The following is an 11,410-nucleotide window of genomic DNA, read 5'->3' on the forward strand; positions in this document are numbered from 1 at the left end:
CAGTAACCTGCCCGTAACTTTTAGTCCGCGTGTCGTTCTAGACCTCGGCGGGCTAGCGTCGTAACGTCAGGTTCATCAGGTATGGCGCCTGATCGAAACGGCCACGAACGATCGTTTCGAGCGTCGCCCGTGCTGCGGGCAGTGGCCGTGTCGCCGAGTACAAACCGGGCATCCTTGCCCGGGGACGGAGCGCTCGTGGCCCAGTCATTCCAGTCAATCCAGCAGCCGATTGCGGGGCCGACTTCCGGCTCGCGTTCCGGGTCGTCACAGGCGGTGCGAACCTACGTGCTCGACACCTCGGTCTTGCTGGCCGATCCGAGGGCGATGTTTCGGTTCGCCGAGCATGCCGTCGTTCTGCCGGTCGTTGTTATCGCGGAGCTTGAGGCGAAGCGGCACGACCCAGAGATCGGTTACTTTGCCCGTCAGGCGCTCCGGCTGCTCGACGAGCTACGAATCAAACACGAGCGCCTGGATTTTCCCATCGAAGTGGGTCGCGGCGGGTCTCTCCGCGTCGAGCTAAACCACTCGAGCATGGATGCCCTCCCCTCGGGGCTCAAACTGGGGGATAACGACTCGCGCATTCTTGCGGTGGCCATGAATCTCGCCGCTGAGGGTCTCGACGTATCCGTGGTCTCCAAAGATCTTCCACTGCGAGTCAAGGCAGCATCCGTCGGTCTTGCGGCGGAGGAATATCGTGCCGAGATGGCCGTGGACTCAGGATGGTCGGGCATGGCCGAGGTCACCCTGACGGCAGATCAGATGGCTACGCTCTATGACCGGGAGCGGCTCTCGACCAGAGCCATTGGCGACCTGCCCATCAACACAGGGCTCGTGCTTCACTCCGACCGCGGGTCGGCTTTGGGTCGCATCACGGCCAGGGGAGAGCTGCGTCTCGTTCGCGGCGACCGAGAGGTGTTTGGGCTGCATGGCCGCTCGGCCGAGCAGAGGCTCGCGATCGACATGCTTCTCGACCCCGAGATTGGCATCGTTTCGCTCGGCGGCAGCGCTGGCACCGGCAAGTCTGCCCTCGCCCTGTGCGCGGGGCTCGAAGCAGTGTTGGAGAAGCAGCAACACCGCAAGATCATGGTGTTCCGGCCGCTGTATGCCGTGGGAGGGCAGGAGCTCGGCTACCTGCCCGGCGATGCCGGCGAGAAAATGAACCCGTGGGCCCAGGCCGTTTTCGACACCCTGGGGTCCGTCGTTTCGCAGAACGTGCTCGACGAAGTCCTGGAGAGGGGGCTGCTCGAGGTCTTGCCGCTCACGCACATTCGGGGTCGTTCCCTTCACGATGCCTTTGTCATCGTCGACGAGGCCCAGTCGCTTGAACGGAATGTGCTGCTCACGGTGCTCAGCCGCATCGGTCAGAACTCCCGCGTTGTGCTCACCCATGATGTCGCGCAGCGAGACAATCTGCGGGTGGGGCGACACGACGGGGTCGCCTCGGTGATCGAGGCGCTCAAGGGGCAGAACCTCTTCGGTCACGTGACGCTCACGAGATCGGAGCGCAGCGCCATCGCCGCCCTCGTAACCGAGATGCTGGAATCCACCGAGCTGGGGTAGTTCGGAGGTCACAGGGCCCCACACGCTCTAGAGTCAAAGGGTGAGTTTTCTGGTCTTTGCGGCGGCACTGTTCGCGGTGTTCTTCGTGTGGGGCCTTTTCTGGCCGCGATCTCAATGGCGTGTGCTCGCATCCTGGATGCGACGTGACCGAGAGGCTGCAGAGCCGGGTGCGGCGGCCTATGGCGCGCAGCGCATCATTTGTGGCATCGGCGTTGCCACGTTCATCACGGTCGGCACCGTGACGGGCATCACCTATGTTCAAGCGCTGCCCGCCCCAGAACCGCCGGTCACTGCGCTCCAGAAGATGTGGGGAAACGCGCCAGAGCCGGTTGTGGTGAACCGCATCATCATGGGGAGCGACACAGCGGATCCGACTCTCGCGGCCGAAGACATCCTGGGCTACCAGATCGTCGACAATGTGAACCATCGCCCGCGCTATCTTGCGTTCCTCAAGGAATACGACCCACCCGGTTCCGACGACAACATTCTCGGCGGGGACCCGAGCCTCGGCTTCGCGGCGCTCGACAGCGCCGAGCTGGTCGTCAACGTGCGCGTCAAGTCGCAGTGTGCCCCCATGGAGGCCGTGGTCATCGAAACCGAGACCACCGTGCAGATCGGCATCTTCTCGGCGATCCCTGAGGCGGTCGGCTCCGCCCACCCCGGCAACGGGTACTGCTCCGGCGACGCGATGGTCGGACCGTCGCTGCTGATCCCCATCAACTTGGGTGCCGACGTGGGCGAGCGTGACGTGCAGAACCTCGACGGTTCGTCGATGACGAGAATCGCCGAGATCAAGTAACCCAGCGGCGACGTGACGTCAGCATCGCAGCTGAGCTGCGGCGGGCTTCTCGGAGAAACACATAAGCGGGGGAGGTGCCGATTCGGCGCCTCCCCCGCTTATGTGGTGACGATTATGCGGTGGGCGGCACCGTCATCGAGAGCACATCGAGGGCAGAGTCGAGCTGCTCTTCTGTGAGCTCGCCTCGCTCAACGTAACCGAGGTCGATAACAGCCTCGCGCACCGTGATGCCCTTGGCGACCGAGTGCTTCGCGATCTTGGCTGCGGCCTCGTATCCGATGATCTTGTTCAACGGTGTCACGATCGAGGGCGACATCCCGGCGAGAGCCGTCGTGCGCTCGAGGTTGGCCTCGAGCCCGTCGATGGTCTTGTCTGCGAGCACGCGGCACGCGTTGGCGAGAAGGCGCACCGACTCCAGCAGGGCGGTGCCCATGACGGGGATGGCAACGTTGAGCTCGAAGGAGCCCGAAGCGCCGGCCCAGGCGACCGTCGCGTCGTTGCCGATAACGCGAGCAGAGACCATGAGAACGGCCTCGGGAACGACGGGGTTGACCTTGCCGGGCATGATCGACGATCCGGGCTGCAGGTCGGGGATGTGGAGCTCGCCAAGACCCGTGTTGGGGCCGGAGCCCATCCAGCGCAGGTCGTTGTTGATCTTGGTCAGCGAAACCGCAATCGTGCGAAGCGCACCGGATGCCTCGACGAGGGCGTCACGGTTGGCCTGAGCCTCGAAGTGGTCTTCTGCCTCGACGATGGGCAGCCCGGTCTCGGCGGCGAGCAGCGCGATGACCTTCTGGGGGAATCCCGCGGGGGTGTTGATGCCGGTACCGACCGCGGTGCCGCCGAGGGGAACCTCGGCGACGCGGGGGAGGGCAGCCTCAACGCGCTGGATGCCCAGGCGAATCTGGCGGGCGTAGCCGCCGAACTCCTGGCCAAGCGTGACGGGGGTGGCGTCCATGAGGTGCGTGCGACCAGCCTTGACGGCGGTCTTCCACAGCTCGGCCTTCTTCTCCAGGGACTTTGCGAGGTGGTCGAGGGCGGGCACGAGGTCGTGAATCAGGGCCTGCGTCACGGCGACGTGCACGGAGGTCGGGAACACGTCGTTGGACGACTGCGAGGCGTTGACGTGGTCGTTGGGGTGCACGTCTGCGCCGAGGTGGCGGGTGGCCAGCGTCGCGAGAACCTCGTTCATGTTCATGTTCGACGACGTGCCGGAGCCGGTCTGGTAGGTGTCGACGGGGAAGTGAGCGTCGTGCTGGCCCGTGATGACCTCGTCGGCAGCGAACACGATCGCGTCAGCGATGGCCGCGTCGAGCACGCCGAGCTCCTTGTTGGCGATTGCCGCTGACTTCTTGATGCGGGCGAGCGCCGCGATCTGGGCGGGCTCAAGGCCCTTGCCCGAAATGGGGAAGTTCTCTACGGCACGCTGCGTCTGGGCGCGGTAGAGGGCGTCGATCGGGACGCGGACCTCTCCCATGGTGTCGTGCTCGATGCGGTACTCAGGCTGTGCGGTCACGGCGCTGTCATCTCTTTCTGTTCACGGATGTTGTGGTGAGGCTAAAGCGGAAGAGGTGTCAGGCCGCACCAACGATGACGTCGGGCACAGCGGTTCCCTCAAGAAGCCGGTAGTTTGCGCCGACGATAGCCAGCGTACCGGCGGCGACGGCGTCGCTGATGAGCTCGGAGGATTCGATGAGCTGGCGCACGGTGTCGCGCAGATGCTCGCGGCCGACCTCGGTGGCGTCGGGGCGCTCTCCAGGGTCGAGGCTGCGTCGAACCCGCAGCACCGCCGGGGTAATGCGCTCGATGAGCGAGTGAATGTGTGGGGGCAGCTGGGGCGCCCTGGTCTCCTGCGAGTCGATCGCGGCGCGAACCGCACCGCACTCGTCATGACCGAGCACGACGATCAGGGGAACGTGGAGCACGGCGACCGCGTATTCCAGGCTGCCGACCACCGAATCCGAAATAATCTGACCGGCATTTCGCACCACGAAGAGGTCGCCGAGGCCCTTGTCGAAGATGATCTCGGCAGCGAGCCGGGAGTCACTGCAGCCAAAGAGGGCGACATCGGGGGACTGGGCTCCGAGAAGCTCCTCGCGTCGCTCGACATCCTGGCGGGGGTGGTTGGGTGTTCCGGCAACGAAGCGTTCGTTGCCCCTGACCATTTCTTGCCATGCCCGCGCTGGCGTCTTGTGAGCTGCTGATGTCACCGGGATGAGCCTTCCAGTTCTTGAGCCACGGCCTCGGCAAGCTCCGTGAACTCCTCGTTAGGGGCGGTACCGAAGAGAACGATTGTGCTCTCTCCGACGGTTGTGGTGAGCGCGTAGGCAAGGTTGCCGGGGTCTTCGGCGGTCCGCCGATCGTAGACATCCCAGGTGATCCCGGCGATCGTCACTGTGCCTGTGGCAAAGCCGTTGCGCAGCTGGGCTGCGAGCCACGTGGGGTTGGCGTCGATGCCCTGCGTCATAGCGGCGAAGTTGTCGGACGGCGTGACGAAGCCCACGTACCACGACGAGATGCCGTCGGCGCCGTTCTCGAGTTGGGCAGCGTTCGCCCGCCAGCCATCGCCGAGCTCTGGGCTGACGATGGTCTCGTCAAACTGCGGCTGAATCTGAGACGCGGTGGTCTGGTAGTCGACAGGCTCGGCGGGCGGGGCATCCGGCCTGACCACGACGGCGACGATGATGAGCACGACGATGAGCGAGATGCCAAGGGCGACGAGAAGGTTGAGCGTCGTCTGGTTCTCGCGGTGGTTCTTGGAGGTCGCGGCCTTGCGGGCCGCTGTTTCTTCTGGAGTCTCTGCTCTGCCAAGCTCGGCGACGATACGAGGACCGCGCTCTGGGGTGCGTGCCACTACTCTGCCGCCGCTCGCGCTGCATCGAGCCGCGCTTTTGCGCCGATGAGCCATTCCTCGCAGCGGGCGGCGAGGGCCTCGCCTCGCTCCCACAGGGCGAGAGACTCTTCGAGTGTCGACGAACCCTGTTCGAGTGCAGAGACCACCTGGACGAGTTCGTCGCGGGCCTCTTCATAGCTCAGGGCCGCCACATCGGTGGGGGGTGTGTTAGTCACTGTGTGATTCTACCTTTCGAGCTGCCGTTGCTGCGGGGCTGCTCGCTGTCGGGGGTCGTGGGGGAGAGGGCGGATGCTCGCTCGGGCGACGTTGAGGTCACCTCTGCGCCTACGGAGCCGCGAGCGAGTGTGAGCGTGAGCGCGCCGCCGACCGTGGCATCGTCTGCCGTGCGAAGAACGGAGCCGTCTGGCATCTGCGCTATCGCGTAGCCGCGGTCGAGGGTGGCCTGAGGGGATAGCGCTCGGAGACGCGATGCGAGCTCACCCACGGCCGCCTGTGAACGTTCGAGGCGCAGCTCGACAAGTTCGCGGCTGCGGCCGACCCAGCGCCCCAGCTCGTCTGAACGAGTGTCGATAATCCAGTCGCCAGAGGAGAGCACGGGCCGTGTGCGCAGCTGCTCGATCTTGTCGATCTCCGTGGAGATTCGGGAGGTGAGGCGCATCCCGATGCGCGCGCGGGCCTGCTGCACGCGGCTCATCTCCTCTGCGACGTCGGGAACAACGCGCTTGGCGGCATCCGTCGGCGTTGATGCGCGCAGATCGGCAACGTCGTCGAGGAGGGGGCGATCGTTTTCGTGCCCGATGGCGCTGACGAGAGGGGTTATGGCATCGGAGGCGGCCCGCACAAGCGCTTCGTCGCTAAAGACGAGGAGGTTCTGAAAGTCGCCGCCGCCGCGAGCGACGATGATGACATCAACCTCGGGGTCGGAGTCGAGCCGGCGAATCGCGGCGATGACCTCGGTGACCGCGCGGTCGCCCTGCACCGCGGCGTGGGCGACGCGAAACTCCACCGCAGGCCAGCGCAATTGGGCGTTGCGCAGCACGTCTTTTTCGGCATCCGAATCTTTGCCGGTGACGAGACCCACGACGGCTGGCAAGAACGGGAGCGCCTTCTTTCGTGAGGCGTCGAACAACCCCTCGGAGCGAAGCTTCTGACGCAGCCGCTCAAGTCTCTCGAGCAGGTCGCCGAGGCCGACATGGCGCATCTCGAGCACCTGCATCGTGAGCGTGCCGCCCTTAACCCAGTAGTTGGGCTTGACGAGGGCGACCACCCTGGCGCCCTGACCGAGATCGGCCGGCACGCGAGAGCGCACAGATGACCAGATGGTAAAGCTCACGGTCGCGTCGACATCGAGGTCTTTGAGCTTGCCATAGACGGTGCCGCCGGAGACGCCCCACTGCGTGATTTCGCCCTCGACCCACACCGCGCCGAGCCGTTCGATCCACCCCTTGATCTTGGTGGAGAGCAGGCTCACCGGCCACGGCGTATCGACCGTTGGCAGGGCTTCGGTGTCGGGAATGATGTGTCCTCTGTGGGGCTGGCGCGCTTCGGATGATGCTGCCGCGGCTGTGCTGATCGTGTGCGCTTTCAAGAATACTGTCGGGCGCCGACAGATATGCCGAGCGGCGGGCGGCTGCCGTGAACGAGGCGGCGGGTTTCGCGCCCGGGAGGAGAGGCACCTGGCGCGGTGCCGAGGCACAGGGACTCGGCAGGCCAGCGGCCTAGACTGGCGGGGTGAGCACGATCACTAACGGCCGTCTTCAGGCCATCGCCGACCCTGTTGTTCCCGTCCGTCGGGAACAACTTTGCGACGAGCCCGTTGCCGGGGCAAAGCGGGTTATTCTTGCCGCTCCTCGAGGCTATTGCGCGGGAGTCGACCGCGCTGTTGTCGCGGTAGAAAAAGCCCTCGAACACTACGGCGCGCCCGTATATGTGCGCAAGCAAATCGTTCACAACGTTCACGTTGTCTCGACCCTTGAGCAGAAGGGCGCAATCTTTGTCGACGAGGTCGACGAGGTGCCCCGTGGCTCCCACCTTGTTTTCAGCGCCCACGGCGTCTCACCCGCAGTCGTTCAGGGTGCGAAGGATCGCGAACTCGAAGCCATCGACGCCACCTGCCCACTCGTGACCAAAGTGCACCGTGAGGCGACCCGATTCTCGCGAGACGATTTTCACATCCTGCTGATCGGTCACGCCGGTCACGAAGAGGTTGAGGGCACGATGGGCCACGCCCCCGAGCGCACAACCCTGGTCAATAGCCCCGACGACGTTGCCACGCTGATCGTGCCAGAGACCGACAAGCTCGTCTGGCTTTCGCAGACCACCCTGAGTGTTGACGAGACCATGGAGACGGTGCGCCTTCTTCGTGCGCGGTTCCCCCATCTTCAAGACCCGCCGAGCGACGACATTTGCTACGCGACCCAGAACCGCCAGGTCGCCGTGCGCAAGGTGGCAGAGGATGCCGACCTGGTCATCGTCGTCGGATCATCCAATAGCTCCAACAGTGTTCGCCTCGTTGAGGTCGCCCTCGAATATGGGGCCAAGGCCGCCTACCGAGTCGACTATGCCAGCGAGATTCGGCAGGAGTGGCTCGATGGCGTTGCCACCGTCGGCGTGACCTCAGGAGCCTCCGTGCCCGAGGTTCTCGTGCAGCAGGTACTCGCCGACCTCGCCTTCGCCGGATACCGGGATGTCGACCAGGTTGTCACCGCGGAGGAGGACCTCATGTTCTCCCTACCCAAGGAGCTTCGGCGCGATGTCTCAGGGCAGCCGGATGCTCGCGGCCTCGGTGGCCGCACCCGCAAACTAGATTGGCAAACCCCATGAGTGACAACGCCGCCCGACCACGGCCCGCCTACGGCGCATACGCCACTCCCGAGGAGGTCGCGCAGGCGCGAGGCATGACCATCGAGGAATACCGCAAGTACCTCGCCTCGCTCACAGCTCCGACGCCCGCAGCGTCGACTGCGTCCTCAGAGCCTGCCCGCGTCGCTCACGCCGCCGGGCTATCGCAAGCGGCAATGACGCCCTCTGCCGGTGGTGCTCCCGCAGCGCCCGCAGCGGCAAGCCGCCCGCGGCATCCTGTCGACCGTTTCGTCACCTTTGCGCTTCTCGCGTTTGGCCTGGTCACCGTGATTACGACGACACCGGGATTGCTTTCGCTCGCTGAGGGGCTCAACACCGTCTTTGAGCAGTACGGCATCGGCGACTACACCCAGGGGCAGTTCGCCGCTTCGCTCGGGCTCGCCGCCGCAATCACCCAGGCGGTGCTGTGGCTCTTCACCGCGTGGGCATCGTTCGCATCGCTGCGCCGCAATCGCATCACGTGGTGGATTCCGCTGGTCGCTGGGGCGATCGCCGCGCTTGTCGTGCTTGCCGTGTCGATGGCCGCTCTTCTCGCAGACCCCGGTTTCGCGGACTACGTGGCGTCGAACCCGTCGTTCATGCCGTAGCGCTGCGGGCATCTGCAACTACGCAAAGATGGGGCGGTCGCGCATAGCGCGGCCGCCCCATCTTGTGTTTGCTGCTTAGGAACCTGACTTGCCGGCTGAGCCAAGCTGCTGGGCGCCCTCGACTACACGGGCGGCCATGGCCGATTCGGCCTTCTTGCCCCAGGAGCGCGGGTCGTAGACCTTCTTGTTGCCGACCTCGCCGTCGACCTTGAGGAACCCGTCGTAGTTCTTGAACACGGTGTCGGCCACCGAACGGCTGAACGCATACTGCGTGTCGGTGTCGATGTTCATCTTGACGACACCGTTGGCGACCGCAGTGGCGATCTCCTCTGCCGTCGAACCAGACCCGCCGTGGAACACGAGGTCGAGAGGCAGGGCGTCGCGTCCGTACTTGGCGCTCAGGCCATCCTGAATCTCGCGCAGCAGCTCCGGGCGCAGCTTCACATTGCCGGGCTTGTACACCCCGTGAACGTTGCCGAACGTGAGCGCGGCCATGTAGCGGCCCTGCTCGCCGAAGCCGAGAGCCTCGACGGTAGCAATGGCGTCGTCGAGCGTCGTGTACAGGTGCTCGTTGATGTCGTGGCTCACGCCGTCTTCTTCGCCACCGACAACGCCGATCTCAACCTCGAGAATCGAGTTGATGTTCTTCATGCGGGGGAGGAGAGTCTTGGCGATCTCAAGGTTCTCTCCGAGCGGCACGGCCGAACCGTCCCACATGTGGGACTGGAAGATCGGCTCGCCACCGTTGCGAACCGACTCCTCGCTGGCCTCGATCAGGGGCAGAACGAAGCCGTCGAGAGCATCCTTGGGGCAGTGGTCCGTGTGCAGTGCCACAGTAATGGGGTAATTCTTGGCAACCTCGCGCGTGAATGCGGCGAACGCGAGAGCTCCGGATGCGCGGTTCTTCACTGAATGACCGGCCCAGTAGTCGGCACCGCCGGTGGAGACCTGGATGATGCCGTCAGAACCCGCCTCTGTGAGACCCTGCAGCACGGCATTGACCGTCTGCGAGGACGACACGTTGATGGCTGGGTAGGCAAAGCCCTGCTTCTTAGCCTTGTCCAGCATCTCGGCGTACTGGTCGGGGGTGGCGATGGGCATTGCGTCTCCTTTTGGCGGAACGATGTAGCGAACGGCAAAACGAACGGGAACGGCTCAAAGTCTAGCCAGCATCCCTCCGCCAAGGGGAGTGGGTGAGGCTCGATAGACTGACCACCGCGGCACCCGCCGCCTGCAGAATCCGCTTCGCAAGTGAAGGACCAGTGTGAACGACTCCGACCGCACCATGATCGAGCATCCTGACCGCAACCTCGCCATGGAGCTCGTGCGGGCAACAGAGGCCGCCGCGATCCGCGCGTACCCCTGGATCGGTCACGGAGACAAGAACAAGGCCGATGGCGCTGCCGTCGATGCCATGCGCAAGTTTCTCGGCACCGTCGATTTTGACGGTGTAGTCGTCATTGGCGAGGGCGAAAAAGACGAAGCGCCCATGCTTTACAACGGCGAGCACGTCGGCAACGGCAACGGGCCAGCCTGCGACATTGCGGTCGACCCGATCGACGGCACTTCTCTCACCGCAGCGGGTCGGCAGAACGCGATCTCCATGATCGCCGTCTCAGATCGCGGCACCATGCTCGACGCTTCTTCGGTCTTCTACATGGACAAGATCGTTACGGGTGCCGCCGGTCGTGGAGGTGTCATCGACATCCGCAAGCCCATCGGTGAAAACATCCGTGCTCTGGCCAAGGCGCTCGACAAGGATGTTTCGGCGCTTCGCGTCGCCGTCCTCGACCGCCCGCGTCACGCGCAGCTCATCGAGGAGATCCGCGAAGCGGGAGCCGGCACCCGACTCATGCTCGACGGTGACGTCGCCGGCGGCATCAACGCTGCGCGCTATGAAAGCCGCATCGACATGTGCGTCGGAGTAGGCGGAAGCCCCGAGGGAGTCGCAACCGCCGCCGCCATCAAGGCGCTCGGCGGGTTCATTCAGGGACGCCTCGTGCCGAGCACGGACGACGAGCGCCAGAAGGGTCTCGACGCCGGTCTCAAGTTCGACCACGTGTATGAAGCCGATGACCTGGTCAGCGGCGAGAACACGTTCTTTGTGGCAACCGGCGTGACCGACGGCGAGATGGTGGCGGGCGTTCGCAGGCTCGGGCCGATCATCCGCACCGAGAGCATCGTTCTTCGCTCGCATTCCGGCACGATTCGCCGAGTTTCTGCCGATCACCTCGTTTCGAAGTGGCTCGAAGAGTAACCACCAGTTCTGCGCGCTAGGAGACGAGTTCTGGCCGAGTCGGCACCGGATCGGTGTCGTCGTCTGTAGTTGACGTCAGTTCGAACGCCGTAAGCAGGCGTGGGGTCTCTTCGATACCGGGCAGCGTGCCGAGCACCTTCGATTCGTCGAGGGCGCCGAGCTTGCGGGCGCTGGGCAGCACCTGGCGTTCGAGCGAGCCGACGAACGAGTTGTAATCCTTCACGCTTCGCTCAATCGACCGCCCGAGCTTCTCGACATGGTCGGAGAGCCGGCTCAGGCGGGCATACAGCTCCTTGCTCAGATCGAACAACTGCTTCGCGTCGGCCGTGAGCACATCCTGCTGCCAGCTAAACGCGACCGTCTTGAGCACGGACCACAGGGTTACGGGAGAGGCGAGGGCAACGCGCTTGGAGAACGCGTAGTCCATGATCGAAGGGTCGGCTTCGAGGGCGCTCGATACGAGGGACTCACTGGGAATAAAGGCGATCACC

General features: G+C 64.6%; 11 protein-coding genes and 1 pseudogene. 5 read left to right on the forward strand and 7 right to left on the reverse strand.

Features of this window, described 5'->3' with window-relative positions; genetic code table 11:
* Positions 1-81: 81 nt before the first annotated feature.
* The gene (locus AC062T_RS02680) at positions 82-1,560 is read left to right on the forward strand and encodes a PhoH family protein (protein WP_476027147.1); all 1,479 of its coding nucleotides are present in this window, start codon (positions 82-84) and stop codon (positions 1,558-1,560) included.
* A 40-nt stretch (positions 1,561-1,600) separates the two neighbouring features.
* The gene (locus tag AC062T_RS02685; RefSeq protein ID WP_476027149.1) at positions 1,601-2,359 is read left to right on the forward strand and encodes a DUF6199 family natural product biosynthesis protein; all 759 of its coding nucleotides are present in this window, start codon (positions 1,601-1,603) and stop codon (positions 2,357-2,359) included.
* Positions 2,360-2,471: 112 nt separating this feature from the next.
* Here AC062T_RS02685 and AC062T_RS02690 read toward each other — a convergent pair whose 3' ends face one another.
* From AC062T_RS02690 to xseA, 5 genes and pseudogenes are all read right to left on the reverse strand, one after another.
* A complete protein-coding gene (locus AC062T_RS02690; protein ID WP_476027151.1) occupies positions 2,472-3,875 on the reverse strand; it encodes a class II fumarate hydratase in 1,404 nt (467 codons plus the stop codon).
* A 58-nt stretch (positions 3,876-3,933) separates the two neighbouring features.
* The gene (locus AC062T_RS02695; RefSeq protein WP_476027160.1) at positions 3,934-4,524 is read right to left on the reverse strand and encodes a carbonic anhydrase; all 591 of its coding nucleotides are present in this window, start codon (positions 4,522-4,524) and stop codon (positions 3,934-3,936) included.
* 41 nt (positions 4,525-4,565) lie between these two features.
* The gene (locus AC062T_RS02700) at positions 4,566-5,213 is read right to left on the reverse strand and encodes a DUF4245 domain-containing protein (RefSeq protein WP_476027153.1); all 648 of its coding nucleotides are present in this window, start codon (positions 5,211-5,213) and stop codon (positions 4,566-4,568) included.
* Entirely contained in the window at positions 5,213-5,428 is a 216-nt protein-coding gene (locus AC062T_RS02705; protein ID WP_108519038.1) for an exodeoxyribonuclease VII small subunit, read from the reverse strand. The genes AC062T_RS02700 and AC062T_RS02705 overlap by 1 nt, the downstream gene beginning before the upstream one ends.
* Positions 5,421-6,732 (reverse strand): annotated as a pseudogene (xseA, locus tag AC062T_RS02710) (exodeoxyribonuclease VII large subunit). Before xseA ends, AC062T_RS02705 begins: the two are co-directional and overlap by 8 nt.
* A 221-nt stretch (positions 6,733-6,953) precedes the next feature.
* On the opposite strand from xseA, the gene AC062T_RS02715 reads away from it, so the two are divergent.
* Positions 6,954-8,036 carry a 4-hydroxy-3-methylbut-2-enyl diphosphate reductase gene (locus AC062T_RS02715; protein WP_476027162.1) on the forward strand — a complete coding sequence of 361 codons (1,083 nt, stop codon included), beginning with the start codon at positions 6,954-6,956 and terminating at the stop codon, positions 8,034-8,036.
* Positions 8,033-8,662 (forward strand): DUF6264 family protein, encoded by a 630-nt coding sequence (locus AC062T_RS02720; protein ID WP_476027155.1) that lies wholly within the window; start codon positions 8,033-8,035, stop codon positions 8,660-8,662. Before AC062T_RS02715 ends, AC062T_RS02720 begins: the two co-directional genes overlap by 4 nt.
* Positions 8,663-8,737: 75 nt before the next feature.
* Here the strand turns inward: AC062T_RS02720 and fbaA are convergent, their stop codons facing one another.
* Positions 8,738-9,763, reverse strand: coding sequence for a class II fructose-bisphosphate aldolase (gene fbaA, locus AC062T_RS02725; RefSeq protein ID WP_108517409.1), 1,026 nt, complete (start codon positions 9,761-9,763; stop codon positions 8,738-8,740).
* A gap of 184 nt (positions 9,764-9,947) precedes the next feature.
* On the opposite strand from fbaA, the gene glpX reads away from it, so the two are divergent.
* A complete protein-coding gene (gene glpX / locus AC062T_RS02730) occupies positions 9,948-10,919 on the forward strand; it encodes a class II fructose-bisphosphatase (protein WP_476027164.1) in 972 nt (323 codons plus the stop codon).
* Positions 10,920-10,935: 16 nt separating this feature from the next.
* Here glpX and rmuC read toward each other — a convergent pair.
* The coding region (gene rmuC, locus AC062T_RS02735) for a DNA recombination protein RmuC (RefSeq protein WP_476027158.1) at positions 10,936-11,410 on the reverse strand (475 nt) is incomplete at its 5' end.

The sequence above is a fragment of the Homoserinimonas sp. genome, from assembly GCF_056262345.1.

Bases quoted from the DNA above. Each gene is read 5' to 3' on its own strand.
- AC062T_RS02680 (WP_476027147.1), top strand. From the start codon at position 82: ATGGCGCCTGATCGAAACGGCCACGAACGATCGTTTCGAGCGTCGCCC.
- AC062T_RS02695 (WP_476027160.1), bottom strand. From the start codon at position 4,524: ATGGTCAGGGGCAACGAACGCTTCGTTGCCGGAACACCCAACCACCCC.
- AC062T_RS02720 (WP_476027155.1), top strand. From the start codon at position 8,033: ATGAGTGACAACGCCGCCCGACCACGGCCCGCCTACGGCGCATACGCC.
- fbaA (WP_108517409.1), bottom strand. From the start codon at position 9,763: ATGCCCATCGCCACCCCCGACCAGTACGCCGAGATGCTGGACAAGGCT.
- glpX (WP_476027164.1), top strand. From the start codon at position 9,948: ATGATCGAGCATCCTGACCGCAACCTCGCCATGGAGCTCGTGCGGGCA.